Origin of the sequence: Stutzerimonas stutzeri, assembly GCF_024448955.1 — a bacterium.
Lineage (GTDB): Bacteria > Pseudomonadota > Gammaproteobacteria > Pseudomonadales > Pseudomonadaceae > Stutzerimonas > Stutzerimonas stutzeri_AQ.
The window spans coordinates 11,880-34,023 of the sequence record NZ_JAMOIH010000007.1; the positions used below are offsets into that span (position 1 = coordinate 11,880).

General features: G+C 62.0%; 18 protein-coding genes. 5 read left to right on the forward strand and 13 right to left on the reverse strand.

The genetic code is table 11. From position 1 onward, the window contains the following. Positions 1 to 23: 23 nt before the first annotated feature. The 5 genes from NA645_RS09275 to glgA are packed head-to-tail and all read right to left on the reverse strand — an operon-like array spanning position 24 to position 8,620. A complete protein-coding gene (locus tag NA645_RS09275; RefSeq protein WP_256048536.1) occupies positions 24 to 404 on the reverse strand; it encodes a DUF2934 domain-containing protein in 381 nt (126 codons plus the stop codon). Then, complete coding sequence (locus NA645_RS09280) at positions 401 to 3,214, reverse strand: malto-oligosyltrehalose synthase (protein ID WP_256048537.1); 2,814 nt, start codon at positions 3,212 to 3,214, stop codon at positions 401 to 403. The genes NA645_RS09275 and NA645_RS09280 overlap by 4 nt, the downstream gene beginning before the upstream one ends. Further along, positions 3,211 to 5,289 (reverse strand): 4-alpha-glucanotransferase, encoded by a 2,079-nt coding sequence (gene malQ / locus NA645_RS09285; RefSeq protein ID WP_256048538.1) that lies wholly within the window; start codon positions 5,287 to 5,289, stop codon positions 3,211 to 3,213. The genes NA645_RS09280 and malQ overlap by 4 nt, the downstream gene beginning before the upstream one ends. Continuing rightward, positions 5,282 to 7,057 (reverse strand): malto-oligosyltrehalose trehalohydrolase, encoded by a 1,776-nt coding sequence (gene treZ / locus NA645_RS09290; protein WP_256048539.1) that lies wholly within the window; start codon positions 7,055 to 7,057, stop codon positions 5,282 to 5,284. Before treZ ends, malQ begins: the two co-directional genes overlap by 8 nt. 12 nt (positions 7,058 to 7,069) lie before the next feature. Beyond that, positions 7,070 to 8,620: a glycogen synthase GlgA gene (glgA, locus tag NA645_RS09295; RefSeq protein WP_256048540.1), complete on the reverse strand. Its 1,551-nt coding sequence runs from the start codon at positions 8,618 to 8,620 to the stop codon at positions 7,070 to 7,072. A 300-nt stretch (positions 8,621 to 8,920) separates the two neighbouring features. Between glgA and NA645_RS09300 the strand changes: the two genes are divergently transcribed. After that, entirely contained in the window at positions 8,921 to 9,421 is a 501-nt protein-coding gene (locus NA645_RS09300; RefSeq protein WP_256048541.1) for a CinA family protein, read from the forward strand. A gap of 76 nt (positions 9,422 to 9,497) precedes the next feature. Here the strand turns inward: NA645_RS09300 and NA645_RS09305 are convergent, their stop codons facing one another. Continuing rightward, positions 9,498 to 10,610, reverse strand: coding sequence for a mechanosensitive ion channel family protein (locus NA645_RS09305; protein WP_256048682.1), 1,113 nt, complete (start codon positions 10,608 to 10,610; stop codon positions 9,498 to 9,500). A 181-nt stretch (positions 10,611 to 10,791) separates the two neighbouring features. On the opposite strand from NA645_RS09305, the gene NA645_RS09310 reads away from it, so the two are divergent. After that, positions 10,792 to 11,322: a ferritin-like domain-containing protein gene (locus NA645_RS09310; protein WP_131648815.1), complete on the forward strand. Its 531-nt coding sequence runs from the start codon at positions 10,792 to 10,794 to the stop codon at positions 11,320 to 11,322. 30 nt (positions 11,323 to 11,352) lie between these two features. On the opposite strand, the gene NA645_RS09315 is transcribed toward NA645_RS09310, so the two are convergent. Further along, complete coding sequence (locus tag NA645_RS09315) at positions 11,353 to 11,634, reverse strand: DUF1652 domain-containing protein (protein ID WP_256048542.1); 282 nt, start codon at positions 11,632 to 11,634, stop codon at positions 11,353 to 11,355. Positions 11,635 to 11,907: 273 nt separating this feature from the next. On the opposite strand from NA645_RS09315, the gene NA645_RS09320 reads away from it, so the two are divergent. Next, positions 11,908 to 12,225 (forward strand): hypothetical protein, encoded by a 318-nt coding sequence (locus NA645_RS09320; RefSeq protein ID WP_131648813.1) that lies wholly within the window; start codon positions 11,908 to 11,910, stop codon positions 12,223 to 12,225. 23 nt (positions 12,226 to 12,248) lie between these two features. Continuing rightward, entirely contained in the window at positions 12,249 to 14,801 is a 2,553-nt protein-coding gene (gene ligD / locus NA645_RS09325) for a DNA ligase D (protein WP_256048543.1), read from the forward strand. Positions 14,802 to 14,826: 25 nt separating this feature from the next. On the opposite strand, the gene NA645_RS09330 is transcribed toward ligD, so the two are convergent. The 6 genes from NA645_RS09330 to NA645_RS09355 all read right to left on the reverse strand — a co-directional run bounded on the left by NA645_RS09330 (position 14,827) and on the right by NA645_RS09355 (position 21,000). Continuing rightward, the gene (locus NA645_RS09330; protein ID WP_131648811.1) at positions 14,827 to 15,063 is read right to left on the reverse strand and encodes a DUF2790 domain-containing protein; all 237 of its coding nucleotides are present in this window, start codon (positions 15,061 to 15,063) and stop codon (positions 14,827 to 14,829) included. Positions 15,064 to 15,311: 248 nt separating this feature from the next. Continuing rightward, positions 15,312 to 16,247, reverse strand: coding sequence for a LysR family transcriptional regulator (locus NA645_RS09335; RefSeq protein WP_256048544.1), 936 nt, complete (start codon positions 16,245 to 16,247; stop codon positions 15,312 to 15,314). 145 nt (positions 16,248 to 16,392) lie between these two features. Next, the gene (locus tag NA645_RS09340) at positions 16,393 to 17,844 is read right to left on the reverse strand and encodes an efflux transporter outer membrane subunit (protein WP_256048545.1); all 1,452 of its coding nucleotides are present in this window, start codon (positions 17,842 to 17,844) and stop codon (positions 16,393 to 16,395) included. Next, entirely contained in the window at positions 17,841 to 18,743 is a 903-nt protein-coding gene (locus NA645_RS09345) for an efflux RND transporter periplasmic adaptor subunit (RefSeq protein ID WP_256048546.1), read from the reverse strand. Before NA645_RS09345 ends, NA645_RS09340 begins: the two co-directional genes overlap by 4 nt. Then, the gene (locus tag NA645_RS09350; protein WP_256048547.1) at positions 18,740 to 18,949 is read right to left on the reverse strand and encodes a DUF1656 domain-containing protein; all 210 of its coding nucleotides are present in this window, start codon (positions 18,947 to 18,949) and stop codon (positions 18,740 to 18,742) included. Before NA645_RS09350 ends, NA645_RS09345 begins: the two co-directional genes overlap by 4 nt. Beyond that, a complete protein-coding gene (locus NA645_RS09355; protein ID WP_256048548.1) occupies positions 18,946 to 21,000 on the reverse strand; it encodes an FUSC family protein in 2,055 nt (684 codons plus the stop codon). The genes NA645_RS09350 and NA645_RS09355 overlap by 4 nt, the downstream gene beginning before the upstream one ends. Positions 21,001 to 21,196: 196 nt before the next feature. Here NA645_RS09355 and NA645_RS09360 point away from each other — a divergent pair, with 196 nt between their 5' ends. Next, on the forward strand, positions 21,197 to 22,081 hold the full coding sequence (locus NA645_RS09360) for a helix-turn-helix domain-containing protein (RefSeq protein WP_256048549.1): 885 nt from the start codon (positions 21,197 to 21,199) through the stop codon (positions 22,079 to 22,081). Positions 22,082 to 22,144 lie beyond the last annotated feature (63 nt).

Below are 22,144 nucleotides of genomic sequence, written 5' to 3' on the forward strand. Positions count from 1 at the left end.
GCCGGGCTGCACCGCGGTGCTGTTCAGGCTTCTTTCTTGGTACGTGGGGCGCGAGTTTTCTTCACGCCAGCCGGCGTGCCTTCGGCGGCATCAGTGCCGGCCTTGGCCTTCGGACTCGCAGTACCTTTGGCGGCAGCGTCTGCCTTGGCGGGTTTGACGTCTTTCGGGTCATTGGCATCCTTCGCCGTTTTCGTCGCCTTGGCGGTTTTAGCCGCCGGTGTCGCGTCGGTCGGTTTGGTGGCGGTCTTGCGCGCGCGGCTTGCGGGTTTGTCGCCAGGCTTGGCCTCCGCCTCGGCAAGCTTGCGGGCCATTTCCCAGTGACGTTCGTCCTCGCCGTGCGGGCGGCCCTCCGATACCCATATGTCGTACGCGAGTTCGCGGATGCGCTGCTCGTTCTTGTTCATCGTTCTGATTCTCCTGTTGAACTGATCGTTACCTGTAAAACCGCCACCGGCAGTTGCTGCAAAACCTCTGCCGCACTCAGAGCCGTTTGTTTGGGTGTGACTGTCTTTCCGTCAAAAAGTCGCTCCAGAGCATGACCGCTCAGCGCATTGGGCAATCGCACCCACGTGTCGCCCCAGCGCTCAGCAGGAATCTGTGGTGTCTGACTGTCAGCGAGCAGACTGCTGGCCAGCCGCGCCGCCACCACGATGAGCCAGTTGCCGTCGAGCTCACGGGCGAAGGCGATCAACCGATCGGCGTGCTCACCCTCGACGTGCAGCGGCAGGTGGCTACCCTCGCTGAACAGCCGTGGCTGCGAGCGTCGCAATCCAAGGGTCCGTCCGATCAGCCATTGTTTGATGCGACCGTCCTGCCAATTCGCCAGCAACTCGGCCGGTTGCGCCTGCAAGTCGAAGGTGGCGCGACGACGGTCGAAATCGACCGGGCGACGGTTGTCCGGATCAACCAGACTGAAATCCCAGTAATCGGCACCTTGATAAAGGTCCGGTACGCCGGGTGTGGTCATGCGCAGCAGCGCTTGAGTCAAGCTATTCAAGGCCCCGGCCGGGGCCAATTCGAGAGCTGACTCGGCGATCTCGCTGCGCAGCGTCCTACATTCTTCGCCGAGCAGCAGAGCCCGTAGATAGTGCTGGCAGGCGCTTTCGTATTCGCTATTAGGATCGGTCCAAGTGCTGCGCAACTTGGCTTCACGCACGGCCTTTTCCTGCCACTTGATGATCCGCTCGCAAAACGCCTCCATAGCTGGCTTGTCATCGACGTTCAGGTCCAGCGGCCAGCAGCCGAGCAGTATCTGGAACAGCAGCATCTCGTCTCCAGCCGAAGGCGCCGGCCCGTCGGCCAACTCCTGACGCTGGCCATAAGCGAGTTGTCGCCAGTGGCGCACCTTGGCGGCAAACCATTCGGCGCGCTCGCTGATCACCGTCATACGAGCGCGGGTGTCTTCGCCGCGCTTGTGGTCGTGGGTCGCAGTGGTCAACAGGTTGCGCGGAAAATGTTCGGCACGCTCCAGGCAAGCGGCGTGAAAGGCCTGTACCGGCGCGCTGAAGGTTTGCGGATCGAACCCCACGTCGTTACGCGACAGCAAAGCACCGGAGCGATAGCAGGCGGTGTCTTCCACGGCCTTGGCAGCCGCCGGCGAGGTGAGTTGCTGGAAGCGCGTGCAGGCGTAACGACGGATTCGCCGTGCAGGTCCAGGCGGCAATGCGCGCAGGCTTTCGCCGCCGAGCCAGCGGTCGAGCAGATCCAGCAAGGGCCAGTCCGCCTCGCCAAGCGTCGTGCGGGCGCCAGCCAGCGCCTGCTGGAAGAATGGCTCATCGGCTTCGCGTCGGCCTTGGGCGCCGACATAGGTCCGATACACCGGAAAGTGCACGATCAGCTCCAACAGCGCCCGGCGTATTGCACCGAGCGTGATATCCCGAGTCATTACGTCGTAGCGCGCCACTTGCAGGAGCGCCTGGGCGACGGCCTCGAAGTCGCCTGCCAACGGCCCGGTCAATACCAGCTGCCGCGCCTGCCGCACCTCTTCCATGAAATCCGCCGGGCGTTCGGCGGTTTCGCTCCATAGCGCGCAGAGCACTGCCTTGCCGGCGGGGTCGTGCTGCAGCAGCGATACCTGATTCATGAACTCATAGCCGGTGGTGCCATCCACACCCCAGTCGTCGTGCAAGCGCTCACCTTCGGCGAGGATTTTTTCGACGTAGATCGGCACATGATCCTGGGCAGCTGACGCAGGCCGAGCGGCATTGAGGCGATCGACCCGGCGCCGCAGCCGGCGGCAATAACCACGCGGATTGGCCAGGCCGTCGATGTGATCGATGCGCAAACCATCGACCAGCCCTTCGGCGAGCAATTCGAAGATCTTTGCGTGGGTCTCCTCGAACACCACTGGCCGCTCGACACGCAGGCCGCCAAGCTCGTTGATATCGAAGAAGCGCCGCCAGTTGATGTCGTCGCCAGCGGTACGCCAGCTGGCGAGGCGGTAGTTCTGCCGTTCGAGCAGGCCGTGAAGGCGTTTGAAGCCTTCCTCGGTGGTCGAGTCGTAGTGTTTGAGCGCGTCTTCGAGGGTCTGCCGTAGTGCGCCGTCTTTCAGTAACTGAGCCAGATCGGCGCGTAGCTGGCGTGCGGTCTGATAAGGCGCCGGCTCGGTTTTCAGAGCATCGAAGTGTTGCGCCAGGGCGCGCAGCTCCGGGTTATCGGTTAGCCGCAGGATCTCGCCGTAGCTCGGTGGCGTAATAGGGAAGCGGTGCTCGTAGTGCTCGGCATGGAAGGCGCCGTTCTCCGCATCTAGCCGCAGCGGAATCTTGCCGTCCTGCAGGGCCTCGCCATAGTCGCAGCCCAGGAAGGGGACCAGCAACTGGCCTTCGAGCAAGGGATCGGGCGAATTCCATTGAATATCGAAGAACTGTGCATAAGGGCTGCGGCGACCCCATTCGAGCACATCCAGCCACCAGGGATTGCCCGCGCCGCCAACGGCCATGTGGTTGGAGACGATATCGAGGATCAGCCCCATGCCTTTGGCGCGTAGCGCGTCGACCAGACGGCGCAGAGCCGGCTCGCCGCCGAGTTCAGGATTGATGCGGGTCGGGTCGATGACATCGTAGCCGTGCATCGAACCAGGCCGCGCCGTCAGCAGCGGCGACGCGTAAAGATGGCTGATGCCGAGGTCGGCGAAGTAATCGACCAGAGCGGTCGCATCGTCCAAGGTGAAGTCCCGATGAAATTGCAATCGCAGGGTGGCGCTCAGGTCTTTCATCGATGTTCGCTTCCAATGTTCTGCTTACGGGCTTCAGCAAGGGTATTCAGGCGGCGCGTGCATGCCGGCTCGTCGAGCAGCGTGGTGCTGTCGCCGGGGTAGCGGCGACGCCAGTTGGGGTGGGCGTCGGTGGTGCCTGGCATGTTCGGCTGTTCCAGCAGGCACAGCGCATCCTCGATCGGGAACAGCACCAGTGGCGCTGGCGTGCGCCCGAGGAAGGCCGCGCAAGCGTCGGCCAGCACTTGCGGGTCGCTGAGATCGCCTTGAACGTCAGGTGCGTATTCGCGCAACAGGCGTAGTAGGCCCGCTCGTTCACGCTCACGTTCTTCCAGCTGTGCCGGGCGCTCATGCTCCTGGTGCTGGCCAACCTGGATGCGCCAATCGATGTCGTGGCCTTGCCACCAGCCATTTATCGTCGGCAAATCATGAGTGGTAGAGGTGGCCAGCGCACTGCGCGGCCACTGCATTGGTGGTTTGAATGTGCCTTGATGATCGCGCTCGAAGAACAGCACGCGCATCGCAAGCAGGTTACGAGCCGCCAGCTTCTCGCGAAGGCCTTCCGGTACGGTGCCCAGGTCTTCGCCGAGGATCACTGCATTGCGTCGCCAGGCTTCCAACGACAGCAGCCGCAGCAGGTCGTCGAACGGGTAATTCAGATAGGCGCCTTCAGCAGGCCCTGCGCCGGAGGGCATCACCCAAAGGCGCATCAGGCCCATCACGTGATCGATGCGCATGCCGCCAGCGTGCGCCAGGTTAGCGCGCACCATCTCGATGAACGCGCGATAACCGTGGGCCTTGAGACCCCAGGGCGAAAACGCGGAAATGCCCCAGCTCTGACCCTGGCGATTGATGATGTCCGGCGGTGCGCCGACGCTCAGTGCGGCCAACACTTCGTCCTGCCGGCTCCAGGCCTGGCTGCCACCGCCATCGGCGCCGACGGCCAGATCGCTGATCAGACCGATCTTCATCCCGGCGCTCTGCGCTGCGATCTGTGCACGCTCCAGGCCGCGCGCGATCAGCCACTGGCAGAAGGCGTAATAGCTCACCTCGTCGGCATGCTGCTGGGCGAATCGCTCGACGCCAGCGCTTTGCGGCGTGCGGTATTCCTCTGGCCAATCGCGCCAGTGTTGCGGATGGCCATCGGGGCTGAGGAGCGCGGCGTGCAAGGCCTCGAAACGACAGTGGTTCTCCAGCGCCTCGCCACCTGCTTCGCGGAAGCTGTCGAAGTCGGCCTGCTGGGCATTTCCGCCTGTGCAGAAATCGTCGTAAAGCGTGTGGAGCAGGCACTGACGGGCTTTCGATACGGCATCCCAGTCGATCAGCTCCAGTTGTTCCAGACGCTGCAGTTCTTCGCCGAGGCCGCAGGACTCGACGGCGATCCGCACGGGCTTCTCACCGAGCACCGCTTCCGGTGCGCTATGCAGAATGTTGTAGAAAAGCCGGCTGGAGGGTGAATACGGGCTGTACTGGCCACTGTTGCCCGGGAACATGGCATGGATCGGGCTGATGCCCAGCGCTGAAGCGCCATGCGCGGCGGCGTTACGCACCAGGGTTTCCAGCGCCAGGGTATCGCCGAGCCCACCATCGCCGGGGCGGCGTAGGCCGTACAGCTGTGCTGTGAGTCCCCATGCGTTGGGACCGGCGACGTCTTCGACACTGGGGCAGGCATGTGGGGCTACCGCGAGCGTCAGCTGTTGTTCGGCGATGTCCAGTCGGTGATAACCCGGCGTGTCGATCACGACCAGGCGGGCCTGATCGTCCAGCGTTCCTTCCTGAAGGCTGCCGTCTTCCAATTCCAGACGGTAGCGCGTGGACGGCTCGCAGTATTGGCCCAGCTCCAGTGCCGTCCCCTGATCCAGGGTGATCAAGGGCGGCAGGTTGGCGCCGCCATTGATAGCGTCGAGCTTTTTCAGGCTGCTCTCGATTTCTTCGTCGCTGCCGGCCGCAAGTCCTAGTCCGTTGAGCACGGCTCGCAGTACTTCGGGGCTTACCCGCTGGTCGCGGCCATCGGCGTCTACCCAATCGATGGATAGGCCGGCGGCCTCGGCCAGTCGGTTCAGTCGTTCATCACTCATCTGCTGTCTCCAGATACATCCTGGCGGAGCGCGCGCGCAGCGTGCCTGGGGTGGAAGTGTCAGTGCTCCGGCTGGCATGCAGCAGGCGCGCCTCGGCCGCTGGCGGAGTCAACTCAATGTCGCGGGCGCTGAGGTTCAGTTCCAGGCGCAGCTCGCTGCCATCACCCAGACGCCAGCGGGCGAGGGCGGCGGCTTCTCCCAGCGTCTGCGCACCGAGGAACTGCGAGCCTTCGAGACGCGGCACGATCTCGCGATGGCGGATCTTCAACAGTTGGCGATACAACGCCAGCCACTCGGCATGTTCCGGCTGGTCCCGCTTGCTGAAGTCGGGTTTTGACGCCTCGAAGGTTTCTACTGCGTTCGGGTCTGGAATGCGCGCGCGGGTCTGCTCGTCGGCGAACTCGGAAAACTCGGCGAATTCGCCGCGGCGGCCTTCCCGAACGGCATCGGCCAGTTCGCCGTGGTGGCTGGTGAAAAACAGAAAGGGCTCGCGTGCACCCCATTCCTCGCCCATGAACAGCAGCGGAATCATCGGCGAAAGCAGCAGAACGGTGGTCGCGGCCTTCAAGGCATCGGGATCGGCGAGGCTGATCAACCGGTCGCCGAATGCGCGGTTGCCGGTTTGGTCATGGTTCTGCAGGAACAGCACGAACGAGGTCGGCGAAAGGTGCCCACTGAGTTCGCCACGGGATTCACCGCGGCGGTTCTGCTGGCCCTGATAGATAAAACCTTCGCCGAGAAAACGCACCAGTTTGTCGGTCGCGTCCTGGTGGTACTCGGCGTAATAACCCTGGCTCTCCCCGGTCAGCAACGTATGCAGGACGTTGTGGCCGTCATCGTCCCACTGGGCGGTGAATCCTTGGGTCAGCAGGCTGGCGCGGTTGTCTTCGTTCTCTAGCACCAGATGTACATGCCGGCCGGGCTCGGTTTCGGCGCGCACCCGTTCGGCCAGTTCGGTCAGGAAGGTGCGATCGGGAATGGCGTGGACGGCGTCCATGCGCAGGCCATCGAAACGGTATTCCATCAGCCACATCAGCGCGTTATCGATGAAGAAATCGCGCACCTCGCGTCGGCGAAAGTCGATGGCATCACCCCAGGGCGTCTGCTGGTCGTGGCGGAAGAAATGTTTGGCGTAACGGTGCAGATAATTGCCGTCCGGCCCGAAGTGGTTGTAGACCACGTCGATGAAGACCATCAGCCCCAGCCCGTGGGCCGTGTCGATCAGCTGCTTGAGCTGCTCGGGCGTGCCGTAGGACGCTTCGGGTGCATAGAGCAGAACGCCGTCGTAGCCCCAGTTGCGATCACCGGGAAATTCGGCGAGCGGCATCAGTTCGATGGCGGTGACGCCCAGTTCGGCAAGGACAGGAAGGCGCTGCTCGATCTGCGCGTAGCCGCCGTACGCGGACACGTGCAATTCGTAGAGCACGGTTTCGTGCCACGGGCGGCCTTGCCAGTCGCGGTTGCGCCATTGATAGGCATCGGGATCGACCACGACGCTCGGGTCGTGGATGTCCACCGACTGCGCTCGGGAGGCGGGATCTGGCACCGTCAGTTCGTCGTCAATGAGAAAGCTGTATTGCGAGCCGGTGGATGCATTCGCCTCGATGCTGTACCAACCGTCTTCGCCTTCCTGCATGGGCAGCGTATCGCCGCCGATTATCACCAGGCTGACGCTTTGCGCGTCGGGTGCCCAGAGCCTGAACCGGGTACGCGAAGCGTCGAGTAGCACCGGTCCGTGTCGCCCGTCACGGGCTGGCCTGTTTTGCATTGATTGACCTCGTTAAAAGATGGCCTGGGCCTCGCGCCGCTCACCCAGTAGCTGTCGGTACAGCCGGTCATAAGGTTCGATCGCGTGGCGCCAGAAGAAACCGCCGCTCATGGCCCGGCAACGCATCGCGTTGAGTAAGTGCGGGTTCTCATGCACTGCCAGCGCCCGTTCCACGGCCTGGCGGTAGCTTGGCGTGGTGGCATCGCTGAACAGAAAGCCAGTGACCCCGTCATCGATGCTGTCCGCCAGCCCGCCGGTGCGGTGGGCGATGGGCAGCGCTGCGAAGCGCTGGGCGTACATCTGGCTCAGACCGCAAGGCTCGTAGCGCGAGGGCATGAGCAGGAAGTCACTGCCGGCGAACAGCCGTCGGGCGTCGGTCTCGTTGAAACCGATATGCGCGCCAACGCGACCGGGGAAACGCTCGGTGAGCCGGCGCACCTCGTCTTCGATATGCGGCTCACCACGACCGAGAATGGCCAGCTGGCCGCCGTGCTGGACAATGGTTTCGGCCACCTCGATGGTCAGGTCGATGCCTTTCTGGTGCACGAGCCTGGACACCACGGCGAACAGCGGACCTTCACCCGGCTCCAGACCGAACAGGTCACGTACATGGGCCGCATTGGCCTGCTTGCCTGCCCACTCATGCGGGCCGAACTGGCTAATCAGATGCGTGCATGTCTGTGGTTCCCAGCTCTCGTCGATGCCGTTCAGCAATCCGCTCAGCAGGCCCTGGCGTGCTTTCATCGCCAGAAAGCCCTCCATGCCGCAGCCGAACTCAGGCGTTGTGATTTCCTCGGCATAGGTCGCACTGACGGTCGTGACCCGGTTGGCGTAGGCAATCCCCGCTTTGAGGAACGACAGCGCGCCGTAGAATTCCATTCGCTCCGGACTGCAGGCTTCCTGGGGAATGCCCAGTTTGCGCCGCAGGCTCATGTCGATGTTGCCCTGATACGCCAGGTTGTGAATGGTGAAGATGCTAGGCGTGCTCAAGCCGCGCCATTTCATGTACGCAGGCGTCAGGCCAGTCGGCCAGTCGTGCGCATGCACCAGATCAGGCGCCCAGCGAATGCAGGCGGTGCCCGCGGCGATGTCTGCTGCGGCCAGGCACAGGCGGGCGAAACGCACCGGGTTATCCGGCCAGTCATTGCCATGTTCGTCGCCATACGGCAGGCCGTCGCGCTCGTACAGTTCCGGGCAGATCAGCACGTAGATGATCAGGCCGTCCGGCATGTCGAGGCGGCCAATTTTGCAGGGCGGCAGGTCGCTGTAGGCGTGCACGCTGCCAACGATGCGGATCGGTTCCCCGCATTCCATGACCTGCGTGTAACCGGGGATCAGCACGCGGACATCGTGCATATCGCCCAGGGCGCGGGGCAGGGCGGCCGAAACGTCGGCAAGCCCGCCCGTCTTGACCAGATCGGTCAGCTCCGAAGTTACGAAAAGGATCTTTTTCTTATCGATCTGCGTGCTGCGAAGTTGCAGCACTGGTCGCTCGACGAGCACGCCCGGACGCTGGATTGTTTTCGGTCGGGCAGATTGGCCATTTACTGCAGCAATACTCATAAGCACTTTCCCCAGGTGACCGGTGTTGGCATGAGGCCGATCACAAGCACGTTTGTTTTCCAAGCAGCATCCCTCTGGAGCTGCAGATCATGAGCACGGCAAGAGTGGTTTCTTCTTTTTTTAGAGTCGCTTGTTACGCGGCGTAGAAGCGCGAAGGCCCTACCTTGAAAAAGACTCCAGCGCTATGAATTCGTTCTCAGTTTTCGACCAAAACTGCCAGGTGGAACTTTGCGCTCGAAGGCCGGCTCGGAAAACTGACGCGACACCGTTGTTTTACCGCTGCCAGTCGGAGCCAAGACCATGCAAGACCTTGCTGAAATCGTGCGGTTTTTTAGCGACAAAGAAATGAAATTGACCACGGCGGAATCCTGTACCTGTGGCCTGATGGCCTCGCTGCTAGGCGACATTCCTGGGTGCGGCCAAGTGCTCGACAGCGGTTTCGTCGTCTACTCGCCGAAAGCCAAGAACCGCATGCTTCACGTCAGTTTCGAAACCATAGAAACCTTTGGCTTGACCAGTGAAGAAGTCGCCACCGAGATGGCGATCGGCGCGTTGAACGCCAGCTACGCAGATATCGCGGTTGCTAATACCGGCGTCGCCGATGGCAGCGAAGAGGACGCTAGCGGCACTCAGTGCTACGCCTTTGCGCTGATGCAAGGCGAACGCCAAGTCAGCATCAGCGAGACCGTCCGGTTCGCTGGAGACCGGGTGGAAATCCGCAAACAGGCCGCGCGCTACGGGCTGGAGCAGTTGCCGGTCAAATACCGGCAGCTGATCGATAAACTCAGTGAGCAGGACTGAATCGAAATAAGCGCTGCACCGAAGTGGTAACCAGGCGCCCGCAGTCGGGGCGAGTCGCGGGTCTCATCCGCCGCGTTCAAACCGGCGGTTGACGCTCCGGTTCCATATGTTCTGGAACGGACTTGTCGATGTTCGGCTTGTGCCCAACGCTAAGGTCTGCCCGCAGTTGCGGCAGGCATTGTGGGTATTGCCGCTGAACGAAGCCGATCAAGCCCTCACGCAGATGGCAGCGCAGATCCCAATTGCGCGACGAATCCGGGGAGCTCACCAGCACCCGCAGCTGAATGGATTTCTCACTGGTGTCTGTTACCTGCAACACGATGACGCGGCCGTCCCACAGCTGCGGAACGTCTTGGCAAAGCCGACGCAGTTCCTCGCGCAACGGTTCCAGTGGCAGTGAATAGTCGACCCAAAGAAACACCGAACCGATGATGCTGGAGTTGCGCCGCGTCCAATTTTGGAACGGTTTCTCGATGAAGTACTGCAGAGGCACTACCAACCGGCGGTCATCCCAGATGCGAACGATGACGTAGGTCCCGGTGATTTCCTCGATCCGGCCCCATTCGTTTTCAACGATCACCACGTCATCCAGGCGAATCGGCTGCGTAATCGCAATTTGAATGCCTGCAATCAGATTGGCGAGCACCGGACGGGCAGCGAAGCCCACGGCAAGGCCAGCGAGACCTGCCGAAGCGAGCAGGCTGGCACCGAGCTGGCGCGCCGCCGGGAAGGTCATCAGCATGCTGGCAGCGCCGATCAGCAGGACGAAAAATCCCAGTGTCCGTAGCAGCACGCGCGACTGCGTCTGGATTTGCCGTGCGCGCAGGTTGTCGCTGACATCCACCGGGTTCTTCATTCGCACGGCCTGCTCAAGGCCGCGCAAAAGCCGTAAAGCGAGCCAGGTGAAGCAACTGATGATCAACAGGGCCGTTATGCGCCGAGCCACATCCAGCAAGGCGAATTCATCGCCGGACGCCGTCAAGACCGCCTGCAGGCCAAGCAGCGGGAGCAGCAGCCGTATGGGCTTTTCCAGCTGCTCTGACACTGCCTTGGTAAACAAAAAGCTTCGCCCCAAGCGCAGCATCACCGCGGTCAGTACACGGCCAAACACACTCAATACGACCACCACGAAGGAGGCCGCCAGCAGTATCCGCAATGCGGGCTCGTCTATGTAGTTCTCCCAGGGCATGGGCAAGGCGAGGGTTTCGATAAGCCAGCTCCGTTCGAATGACTGCTTCAGATGACTGATGGCTGTTTTCCAAAGTTCATGAACGTGCATTCAGTCGGATGCGTGGAACTCCCTGTGTCGGCTCCTCTCACACTTACAAGGGTGTAAACCCAATCGGTATCCAACCCATGGGAGAAGCGACATGCAAAGTGCACAAACCGGAAACGACGTCCGCGTCGAACGTTTGATCGAATGGCTGCGCGATGCTCACGCGATGGAGGCTCAGGCCGAGTCCATGCTGAGCAAGCAGGCCAGCCGCATCGAGCACTACCCCCAACTGAAAGCGAGGATCGAGCAACACATTACCGAGACTCAGAACCAGGCCAAGCTGATCGAAAGCTGTCTACAGCGCTACGACAAGTCCTATTCGGGCCTCAAGGATCTAGGCGGCAAGATGATGGCCATGGGGCAAGCCATGGGCGGCATGATGGTCAATGACGAAATCGTCAAAGGCGCACAGATGGGCTACGTCTTCGAGAATCTGGAAATCGCGTCCTACGAGATTCTGATCGCGGCGGCCGAAACCATCGGCGATACCCAGACCGCTGAGATCTGCACGCGCATTCTGGCCGAGGAAGTGGCGATGGCCGAGTGGATGCGCAGCCACCTTGCCGAGCTGACCCAGGCCTATCTGACCCGCGCACAGACCCCCAACGTCGAGGCGAAACGCTGACAAGGTGCTGAGCAGCGGCGCGACATGCGATTACTGCTCGGCAACTTTGTCTGGAAGCGAGGCGGTCATCAGGCCGCTTCGTGTGGCGTACAGCTCGAAGCGCAGTTCCTGAGCCAACCGCACCAGATTCGCAGCGTCGCGGCACTGATCATCGGTGATGCCGAAAACCGTGAGCTCTTCGCCGTCCACATGCTCTTCATAGAGCCGGACGGTGACACGACTGTCTTCTTGAGCATGGCAGTCACAGCGGAAGGGATACAGGTAGTTGCGGAGGATGTTCTCTATCGTCAGCAGAGGTAGACGTGAAGCCATGATCCTTCCTCCTTTCGAGTCTCCAGAGTCGGCGAGCGTGCTCGCAGTCGGATGCTACGGTTTTGCGTCAGCGGCATCTAACAACGCTAGCAGGCCCTGTCCCGTTGTAAACATCACTTTTCCGCCGCTCGGCAGACCAGAAGCAAGTGGCGAAACCCGCGCCGTTGCGCTTGCCGACGGCTTCCGTCCTTCGAAATTCGGCGCTACCAACCAGTCTTGGAACTCGCGAGTCCACTTGCTGCGAGCGCCAATACCTGACGAGGAGGAATCACCATGAAATCCATATTCGCATTGGTATTCGCAAGCCTTATGGCGTCATCCGCGTTCGCACAGTGGCCTGCAGGCACGCCTGAAGACGAACGCGGAGCCCGTCCCAGCCCGATGGGCAATCCGACGCCTCAGGAAACGCTTGATACGCACAAGGACAGTCAGGGCCGTACCGTGACCGAAGACGGCGATCTTGTCAGCGAGCCTCCAGCGACCGAGGGTGAGGCCGATCGGGACGCGGACGACGCTTCAGTCAATCCGGGGCGCCATTCCAGCCACGGCGGGCCGACCGATTCGGCGTCCGATCCTGGCACGCTCGAATAAACCCGCGTCACGGAGCCGGCACCATGGCCCTCGACGAATACAACCGGAAGCGGGATTTTGCCGCGACGCCCGAGCCGGGCGGCGAAACCCGCGCGCGCCGCAAGCGAGAAAAAAGCGGGGCGCTTCAGTACTGCATCCAGAAGCACGATGCGTCCCGGCTGCATTACGACTTCCGCCTCGAACTGGATGGCACGCTCAAGAGCTGGGCGGTGCCCAAAGGCCCATCGCTGGATCCCAAGTCGCGCCGGCTGGCGGTGCACGTCGAGGACCATCCGCTGGAATATGCCACCTTCGAAGGCACCATTCCGGCCGGCCATTACGGCGCGGGCGATGTGATCGTCTGGGACCGGGGCATCTGGATTCCGGAAGGCGATCCGCATGAGGGGTATCGCAAAGGCAAACTCAAATTCGCGCTGGAAGGGGAAAAGCTTGCCGGCGTCTGGAACCTGGTGCGCACGCGCATGGACGGCGGCAAGGAGCAGTGGTTCCTGATCAAGTCGAACGACGACGCGGCGCGCCCCGAGCAGGATTACGACATTGTTGAGGAACAGCCTGACAGCGTACTCAGCGACCGAACGCTGATCCCGCGCAAACGCGGCAAGGCGAAGCTCGAAGTAGACGCCAAACCGGTCAAAACACCTGCGGCGCGCACTCGTAAGAAAGCCGTACACACCACGCTATCCGGCGCAAAGCCCGCGCCGCTCCCGGACAGTCTCAAACCGCAACTCGCGACGCTGGTCGAATCCGTGCCCGATGGGGATTGGCGCTACGAGATCAAGTTCGATGGCTATCGAATCATGGCGCGCATCGAGTCGGGCAAGGTTCAGCTATTCACTCGCAACGGACACGACTGGACGGCCAAGATGCCACAACAGGCCGAAGCGTTAGCGGCGCTCGGGCTGGAATCAGCCTGGCTCGACGGCGAAGTGGTGGTGCCCAACGAGGAGGGCACGCCGGACTTCCAGGCGCTGCAGAACGCCTTCGAAATCGGGCGCAGCGGCACCATCATTTACTACCTGTTCGATTTGCCTTATCTGAACGGCATGGACCTGCGCGAAGCCCCGCTGGAAGAAAGGAGGGCGGCCTTGAGTCAGCTGATGGAGGCCAATGAAAACGAGCTGCTTCGTTTTTCGACGGACTTCACCGAACAGCCTGAAAGCGTGCTGGACAGTGCCTGCCAGATGAAGCTCGAAGGATTGATCGGCAAGCGCGCTGGCAGCACCTATGTCTCCAAACGCAGCAATAGCTGGGTCAAGATCAAGTGCAAGAACCGCCAGGAATTCATTATCGTTGGCTTCACCGATCCAAAGGGCACACGCTCCGGCTTCGGCGCCTTACTTCTGGGTCTGCATAACGATGAGGGCGAACTGCATTACGCGGGCAAAGTAGGGACCGGCTTCAATCAGGCCACGCTCAAAAGCCTGCACGCCAAGCTGAAGCCGCTGAAAATCGACAAAAGCCCGCTGGCGAAGGCACCGCCAGCTGCGGATGTGCGCGGCGCGCACTGGCTCAAGCCGGTATTGATGTGCGAGGTAGCCTTTGCCGAAATGACCCGGCAGGGCGTGATTCGTCATTCAGTCTTCCATGGCCTGCGCTCGGACAAGCCCGCACAGGCTATTACCCATGAGCGCCCGGCGAAAGCACCCAAGGCCAAGAGTAAAGCCGCTGATAAATCAGCAAGCAGCGCGGGCGGCAAGATCAAGATCTCCAACCCCGAGCGTGTCATCGACAAATCCATCGGCGCGACCAAAATGGAATTGGCTCGCTTCTACGCCGAGGTGGCGCCTTGGGCATTGCCGCATCTTCGCCAGAGGCCGCTGGCACTGGTGCGCGCCCCGGAAGGCATCGAAGGCGAGCTGTTCTTCCAGAAACACACCGAGAAGCTGAGCATTCCGCACATTACCCAGCTGGACACGGCGTTGTTTCCCAAACACGCCGCGCTGATGACCATCGACAGCGTCGAAGCCTTGGTCAGTGCCGCGCAGATGGGCACCATCGAGCTGCACACCTGGAACGCCGTCGCTCCGGTACTCGATCATCCAGACCGCTTCGTACTGGATCTCGACCCCGACCCAGCGTTGCCTTGGAAGCGCATGGTTGAGGCGACCCAACTAACTCAGACACTGCTGGATGAGATCGGCCTGCAATCCTTCCTCAAGACCAGCGGAGGCAAGGGCCTGCACATTCTGGTACCACTGAAGCCGACCCTGAGCTGGAAGGAAGTGAAGGCGTTCAGCCAGGCGATCGCGCAGTACATGGCGAAGTTGCTGCCGCAGCATTTCTCTGCGGTCAGCGGACCGAAGAACCGCGTCGGACGAATCTTCATCGACTATTTGCGCAACAGCCAAGGCGCCAGCACCGTCGCCGCCTATTCGGTGCGGGCGCGTGAAGGCCTTTCGGTGTCGGTGCCGATTCACCGCGACGAGCTCGCCGAGCTCAAGGGAGCCAATCTCTGGACCATCCGCAACCTCATGTCACGGCTGGAAGAGCAGGGCGACGACGACCCCTGGGCCGAAATCGACGAGACGGATCAAACGATTACAGCGGACATGCGCGAGCGGCTGGGGATGAAATGATTTCCAGATCGGCCAGGGCAGCCGATCAGTGATCGTTGCAGTCAGCGCCCTGACGCAGATAGCTCATCACCTGGGTTTCGCCCTTGGAGTCGAGATAGGTCATCTTGGCTTCGACCACCTCACAGCCGCCGTTCGGCACTTCCATGGAGATGATCTCGGCGATGTCCAGCTTGTCGCCGTATTGATAAGGAGCGGGCTGCGGAGCAGCGATGGCCAGTTGAGCGAACACGGACAAGCCGGCAATCCAGAGCAGATTTTTCATAACGACCTCTTTGCGTTTTTGACGCCCGCCAGATGCGGCGAGCGCTTGGGGAATTAAAACTGGCTGCCAACGAGGAACGGCAGCCAAAGATGACAGGGCATCGGTCGACCGAAAGGAGCGACCGTGCAACCGATGCAGCGCGGGATCGAAATCAACCGCGTACTGCCACCAGGCAAAGAATAAAGAATGCCGAACCGCGGAAAAATGGCGTTTCCAGAGAGGGATCGTTACCGCTGCGGTAACAATCTTCAGGCCCAGTACTTGGGGTTCTGGATGAGCTGGTGATAGCCGGCGAAGGCTTGCGGCAGTTCCGCTTTAAGGAACCCGACCCAGGTCTTGACCTTGGCATCGAGGAACCGTCGCGATGGGTAGAGCGCGTAGATGGTTTTTTCCTGCAGACGGAACAGCGGCAACAGCCGCACCAGCGTGCCGCGCTGCAGCGCCGGGACCGCCACGTAGTCGGGCAACAGGCACACGCCCATTCCCGCTTCGGCGGCCGAACTCATGGCTTCGGCCACGTTCACCTTGAAAGTTTCGCTGGGTTGAATCGTCTGTTCGATGCCGTCGCCGATGAAGCTCCAGCTGTCGGCGAACACCGGATCGGCAAGCCGCAGGCAGCGATGCCGTTCGAGATCGGCCGGCACCTTCGGCGCGCCATACTGTTCGATGTAACTCGGCGAGGCGCAGACGACGTGAAATACCGTGCCCAGTCTCTGGGCAATCAACTCGGAATCTGGCAACTCTCGCGACAACGTGATGATCACGTCGAGGTTGTCTTCCAGCAAATCGGGTTGGCGCTGGGAAAGGATCAGGTCCAGATAGACATCCGGATAGATCTCGTCGTAGCGACCTGCGAGCGATGCCAGCAACTGGATACCCAGGCCAATGGTGGAATGCACCCGCAGCCGCCCTCTGGGCACCAGATGCGCGCCGCTGGCTTCGACTCGCGCCAGCTCGACCTGATCGAGGATCGCGCGGCTTTGCTCGAGAAAACGCTGGCCCGCTTCGGTCAGTGACAGACGCCGCGTGGTGCGTTGCAGCAGACGCGCTTGCAGATGATTCTCCAGCTCCGACACCAGCCGGGAAACCTGAGCGGTGGAGGTATCGGACTGCAGCGCCGCCGCCGTGAAGCTACCGGCGTCGGCTACCCGTACGAATACTCGCATCGCATGGAATAAATCCATTGGCTACCTATCCTCTATGCCACGTGCCAAGTCCCGCTTGCTGACACCGAGTGCGACGAATGAACCGGTCCTTTCTGTCATCTCACTCTGAGTCTGGAAATCGCCATTTGTCCTGGCATCGCGCGATCAGCGTTGTGCAGATAGCTCAATGGGCAAGCTGGGGCGGCGGCGTACGCTCGGCGTCTTCCCATCCGCCACCCAACGCCAGGAACAGGTTGACCTGATCCAGCGAAAGCTGTGCCTCCGATTCCGCCAGCGCGGCTTCGGCCAAGGCCAGGGTGCGCTCGGTGTCGAGACTGTCGAGATAGGCCAAACGGCCTTCCTGGTAGAGCCGACGGGTGTGATCGGCGGCGCGGCTGGCGGCGTCGCGGGAATCGCGCAGAGCACGATTGCGCTGCAAGTCGTCGGCATACCGCGCCAACAGCGTTTGGGTTTCGCGCAGGGCGTTGAGTACCACGCCGTCGAAACGCGCAAGGGCCGCGTCGGCGCCGGCTTCCATGGCGCGTACCCGAGCGCGGTCGACTTTCGTCGGGATGTGCCAGGAAATGGACGGCCCGAGTTCCCAGCGACGGGTAATGGGATCGGCGATGTGTTCGAGCATGCCGGTATAGCCGGCGGAGGCGCCGAGGCTGATTTCCGGGTACATCATTGCGGTGGCGACGCCGATATCCGCGGTGGCTGCAGCCAGGCTGCGTTCCGCCGCGCGGACGTCCGGACGACGCTTGAGCAACGCCGCACCATCGCCAACCGGAGTCGGCTGGCTCAGCTGCGGCGCGTGGCTGCAGGCAATGACTGGTTCCGACAAGTCATTAGGCGTGCGGCCGAGCAGGGCGGCAATCTGATAAAGCGCTGCGGATTTTTTCGTCTCGAACGGAGAAACCTCGGCACGCAGCGCCTCGACCTGAGCGCGTGCGCGAGCCACGTCCACTTCGTTGCCGCGACCGCCCCTGAACAGCCGCGTGGCCACGTCCAGCTGGCGTTGTTGAATATCTAATGAATGCTTAGCGATGATCAGCTCTTCGCCCGCGTGGCAGGCCTCGACGTAATTGCGCACGACCTGAGCCACGACGGTGATGCGGGCCGCATCGAGGGCCGCAGCGCTGGCGTCGGCATTGGCTCCGGCCGATTCGGCGGCGCGCTTGAGCTTGCCGAACAGATCGAGCTGATAGCCGACCGAGAGCCCGGCATCGGCGAGGTTCATCACCGGGATTTTTTCCTGCAATGCCAGTGATTCACTGGATAGCTGGCCACGTGCGAGCGAGCCGGCGCCGCCAATCTCGACCTCCTGCGCGTGATGGGCCATTTGGAAGCCTTCGTAGGCGTGTCGCAGGTTGTGATAGGCCAGGCGCACATCGGTATTGCTTTGCAGCGCCTCGCTCACCAGCCGGTTGAGCAGCGGATCGTCGTAGAGCTTCCACCAGTCGGCGGGCAGCTCGGCTTGTTCCACCTTCGCATTGCCGGCCAGATCGAACGGTGCCCCAGCTTCGGCACGCTGAATCACGGCATCATCCGGCAGCCGATAATCGGGGCCTACCATGGTGCAGGCGCTGAGGGTGCCGACCAGGGCCAGCAGGGCGGCCAGAGAGTAGCGGCTCATAGCGCTGCCGGCTCCGTCACGCCGGCTTGTTGCCAGGGCAGCACCGAGAGAGTCGCGGTTCGGCCGATGACCAGTCGGATGTCGGTTTCCTGGCCGTCCTCCAGCACCACGCGTACCGGTATCCGCTGGGCCAGTCGAACCCAGTTGAAGCTCGGATTGATGTTCGGCAGCAATGAGTTGCCGCGCGCGCGGTCGCGGTCTTCGATGCCGGCGGCAATGCTTTGGACATGGCCACGCAGATGCTGCGACTCGCCCATCAGGCGGATGTCCACCGGTTGGCCGATCTCGATGGCGTACAGTTTGGTTTCTTCGAAGTAGCCCTCGACGCGCAACGAACGGGTATCGACGATCGACAGCACCGGTTTGCCAGTGTGGACGTAATCGCCGACGCGCATGGTCTGGTCGCTGAGGTAGCCGTCCACGGGACTGAGCACGCGGGTGCGCTCCAGGTCGAGCCGGGCCACGCCAAGTGCGGCTTCGGCGGTCTTCAGCGCGGCTTCGGCGCGTTTGACCTGGGTGTCGCCGATTTCGATGGTTTCGGCGGCGATCAGGTCTTTCAGCACGCGGTTACGCTTGGCTTCCCGACGCGCCTGAGCAAGCAATGCCCGACGCTCCAGCACGGTCGCTTCGGCTTCTTCGAGGGCGAGTTCGAAGCGCGCCTGATCGATGATGAACAGCACCTGACCACGGCTGACCTTCTGGTTGTCCCGCACACGCAGTTCGGTGACCAGGCCGGAAACGTCGGGCGCCACCTGAATGATGTCGGCGTGCACATGGCCGTCACGGGTCCAGGGCGCTTCCATGTAGTACTCCCACAGATGCACGCTCACCAGGGCGGCGATGGCGACGGCCAGCAGGGTCAGCACCACTGAGCCGGTGGCAGGTATCCATTTCTTCACGATTCGACTCCCGGTATGAGGGTGGACAGGGCGCCCAGCATCATGACGTAGAGGGCGAGGTTGAACAGCGGCGGATGCCAGACCCAGCGGTACAGGCCCAGCCGGGCGAGGGCGACGCCCAGCAGGCTTTTGAGCAGATAGGCGGCAAGCATCAACATCAGCAGTACCGGCACGTAGACGCCATAGATATTCAAATGTCCGGTCATGCCGAGGCTCCGAGAGGGTCGTACCTAGTAGTGGTCGGTAGCGGCGCGATGGCAGGCGAAACCGCAGGGAACAGCGCGAGACGCAGGCCGTGCAGCGCCAGGCAGGCGTCGTGTGCAGCCTGGCCGTCACGGCTCCACAGGTGATGCACGCCGTCATCCAGTTGCTCGCGCAGGCCATCCGGCGCGGACTGCGGATGACGGGCGCGAGCGCAGGCCTGGAAGTAATCGTGCAACGCGAGAAGGACCGGTTGCAGCCGTTGCTCAGCGTCTGCCGGCAGCGGCAATCGCTTGAGTTCCAGCAGGCGGAAGCACAGTCTCAAACCACGGGTCGCGTCGTGCAGCGCCAGGCCTTGGTCGGCCAATTGGGCGAGGCGAGGCAGTAATTGAGCGGTACGGTCGATGACCTTGGAGGCGACGTCGTCGTGATCCTGTTTCGGCTTGGCCAGCGCCAGCCGCGAAAGGCTGATCCAGCCGCTGCGAGCAAGACGCCGCGCCGCCCACTGCGTGCCGAATGGTCGGGTCAGGCGGGCCCAGATCAGGGCGAAGGTCACGCCCATGGCCGACGACAAGGCGACATCGGCAAACCGCGAGAAGTCGGCGGTGTAACGATCCTGAATGGTGAGGGTAGAAATGGTCTGAACCGCCAACAGAATCGCTGTCCCGGCATATTGAGGGCGACCGGAAAAAGTGCCCAACAGCAGCAATGGCGCGGCAAGTAGAATGGCCAAGCTGCCGAAGTCATGCACGTTGGGCATCAGTGCAAAGAGGTAGATGGCGGCGGCTACGGTGGAGATCAGCGTCGCCACCAGCATCGACTTGATGAAAGGCGCCGGGTTGTCCTGGCTGGCGAAGAAACAGCTAGCGACGGCCGCAAGGAACACGCCGGTGTAGCCGTGCGCCCAGCCCGACCAGTACCACAGCAGACTGACCAACAGTACGAGGATTCCGGCGGACAGGGCGCTGAACGCCAGCAGCGGATAGTCATAATGACGAGGTGTGCCGATCAACTGGCGCACCCGATAGCGCAGCATCGGCGCCTGCTCGGGATGGTCCTGGGCAAAGCACCGGCGCAGCTCCAGGGCGTCCTGCCAGAGATCGATCAGCGCGCGAATCTGCCCGAGCGCACCGGCCAGCGCCAAGTGCTGCTCCGGATGGCTATCGCTCAGCCAGGTTTGCAGCTGCCAGCTGCGCTCGACGAGGCGGTCAGAATCGAGCTGCGCATCCTCGCCCTGCAACCATTGGCCGGCGTGCTGCAGATATTCTTCGAACTCCGGCAGCGGCTCCGGCAGTTCCTGGCGTAGCTGACGCAGCGCGTCGCCCATGGAGATCAGCTGCGGCGCGAGCATCGCCATGCGTGCACGGAATTCCCGGGCGTGTCGGGTCGGAAGATGGCTGCTGGCGTCGTACTCAAGGTGCACGATCATGCCGTCGAGCCCCATCACGTCGATCATCAATTGGTGCAACGCACGCTGATCGAGGGCAGTCAGTCCCGTGGCGCCGAGCAGCTGCAGTGCCCCGGCGCGGGCGTCGGCGAGCAGCACCGTCATACGCGCACTCAGCACCAGCGCGATGCGGCTGGGAAACAGCAGCGCATTGACTAGGCTGGCACAGACGATGCCAAGCAGAATTTCCTCGGAACGGGCCAGCGCCACATCGAAGATATGCTGCGGGTCGTTGACTTCGGTGAGGCTGATCAACGGCACGGTGTAGGCCGCAAGCATGAAGATGTAGCTACGTGGCGAGCGGTCGATCAGCGAAAGGTAGAGCAGGGTGGTGAGCCACAACGATATGACCAGGCTCAGCATCACCGGCTGCTGGCCGAACAGCGGCAATATCGCAACCGATGCCGCTGCACCGAGTACGGTTCCGAGCGCCCGGTAGATCGCCTTCGAGCGCGTCGCGCCCGACAGCGGGTGCGAAACGACGTAAACCGAGGCCATCGCCCAATAGGGATTGTCCAGCGGAATGGCGAGCGCGATGTAAAGCGACAGCAACGCAGCGGTCAGCGCTTTGGCTGAAAACAGCCATTCGCGCCAGGTAGGCATATTCATGGTTTTTAGTTTTTTCACGAGGCCGCATCGCGGGGAGCAGAGCACTACGGCATGTTGCACAATTTGTTACATTTAACGGCGTTTCGATGTGACAAATCGAACAACCAACAGGACAATTCGAATCTTCCAAAGCATGTGCCCGTGATTGATGAGCATCCTGGGCGCGCAAAGCAGGCGGTCCGCCTGTCGAGGCTCGATGAAGCGAATTCCAAATTACGGCCTATATGGCGAGACCGCCCAGCCCGCCTGGCGCGACATGCTGCACTGCGAATGGATCAACGAGCGCAGCGAACAATTTCAGTGGGAAATCAAACCGCATCAGCACGATGCGCTGCTGCAGTTGTTCTACATCCGCAGCGGTGGCGGCGAGGTTTCGCTGGAGAACCAACGCCTGCCGTTCACCGGCCCCTGCATCCTAGTCCTGCCGAACCGCACCGTGCATGCGTTCAGCTACCAACGCGACACCGACGGACCTGTCATCACCGCGGCACAACGGCCGCTGGAATCGATGGCGCGCATCGTGGCGCCGGGGCTGTTGGGCTTCCTGCAGCGCCCGAGCGTCGTGCCGTTACCCTGGCAGGCGGACGGCAGCGAACCCATCTGGCCACTGATCGAACTGATCCAGGCGGAAGCGCGAAGCGAGGCCCGCGGAAACCTCGCGGCGGGCCATTCGTTGCTGCTGACGTTGCTGATCCATGCCGCGCGGCTGGACGTCTCCATCAACACCGCGCCACGGCCCGGCAAAAATCGGCGTGCCGCCGTGCTGAGGCAGTTTCGCGAATTGGTCGACGAGCACTTTCGCAACCACTGGACGCTGGGGCGCTACAGCGAATCCCTGGGAATGACCACAGCCACCCTCGGTCGCGCTTGCCGAGAAGAGGCCGGGATTGCACCCAGCGCGATCATCAACGAACGCATCGTCCGCGAGGCACAGCGGCAACTGGCCTATACGAGCCTGCATATCCAGCAGATCGCGCGTGACCTGGGATTTGCCGACACTGCTTATTTCAGTCGATTCTTCCGCAAGCAGGCCGGACTCAAGCCCAGCGAGTTTCGTGGTGCGTTCAAACGCGATGGTTGAGCACAAGCCAGTAGTAATGGATGTGCGTTTGTAATCCGTTACGGATTTCGTGCATAGAGGGTT

Excerpts from the sequence above, each read along its gene's own strand:
- NA645_RS09275 (WP_256048536.1), bottom strand. The coding sequence starts at position 404 with ATGAACAAGAACGAGCAGCGCATCCGCGAACTCGCGTACGACATATGG.
- NA645_RS09280 (WP_256048537.1), bottom strand. The coding sequence starts at position 3,214 with ATGAAAGACCTGAGCGCCACCCTGCGATTGCAATTTCATCGGGACTTC.
- malQ (WP_256048538.1), bottom strand. The coding sequence starts at position 5,289 with ATGAGTGATGAACGACTGAACCGACTGGCCGAGGCCGCCGGCCTATCC.
- treZ (WP_256048539.1), bottom strand. The coding sequence starts at position 7,057 with ATGCAAAACAGGCCAGCCCGTGACGGGCGACACGGACCGGTGCTACTC.
- glgA (WP_256048540.1), bottom strand. The coding sequence starts at position 8,620 with ATGAGTATTGCTGCAGTAAATGGCCAATCTGCCCGACCGAAAACAATC.
- NA645_RS09300 (WP_256048541.1), top strand. The coding sequence starts at position 8,921 with ATGCAAGACCTTGCTGAAATCGTGCGGTTTTTTAGCGACAAAGAAATG.
- NA645_RS09305 (WP_256048682.1), bottom strand. The coding sequence starts at position 10,610 with ATGCCCTGGGAGAACTACATAGACGAGCCCGCATTGCGGATACTGCTG.
- NA645_RS09310 (WP_131648815.1), top strand. The coding sequence starts at position 10,792 with ATGCAAAGTGCACAAACCGGAAACGACGTCCGCGTCGAACGTTTGATC.
- NA645_RS09315 (WP_256048542.1), bottom strand. The coding sequence starts at position 11,634 with ATGGCTTCACGTCTACCTCTGCTGACGATAGAGAACATCCTCCGCAAC.
- NA645_RS09320 (WP_131648813.1), top strand. The coding sequence starts at position 11,908 with ATGAAATCCATATTCGCATTGGTATTCGCAAGCCTTATGGCGTCATCC.
- ligD (WP_256048543.1), top strand. The coding sequence starts at position 12,249 with ATGGCCCTCGACGAATACAACCGGAAGCGGGATTTTGCCGCGACGCCC.
- NA645_RS09330 (WP_131648811.1), bottom strand. The coding sequence starts at position 15,063 with ATGAAAAATCTGCTCTGGATTGCCGGCTTGTCCGTGTTCGCTCAACTG.
- NA645_RS09335 (WP_256048544.1), bottom strand. The coding sequence starts at position 16,247 with ATGGATTTATTCCATGCGATGCGAGTATTCGTACGGGTAGCCGACGCC.
- NA645_RS09340 (WP_256048545.1), bottom strand. The coding sequence starts at position 17,844 with ATGAGCCGCTACTCTCTGGCCGCCCTGCTGGCCCTGGTCGGCACCCTC.
- NA645_RS09350 (WP_256048547.1), bottom strand. The coding sequence starts at position 18,949 with ATGACCGGACATTTGAATATCTATGGCGTCTACGTGCCGGTACTGCTG.
- NA645_RS09355 (WP_256048548.1), bottom strand. The coding sequence starts at position 21,000 with ATGAATATGCCTACCTGGCGCGAATGGCTGTTTTCAGCCAAAGCGCTG.
- NA645_RS09360 (WP_256048549.1), top strand. The coding sequence starts at position 21,197 with ATGAAGCGAATTCCAAATTACGGCCTATATGGCGAGACCGCCCAGCCC.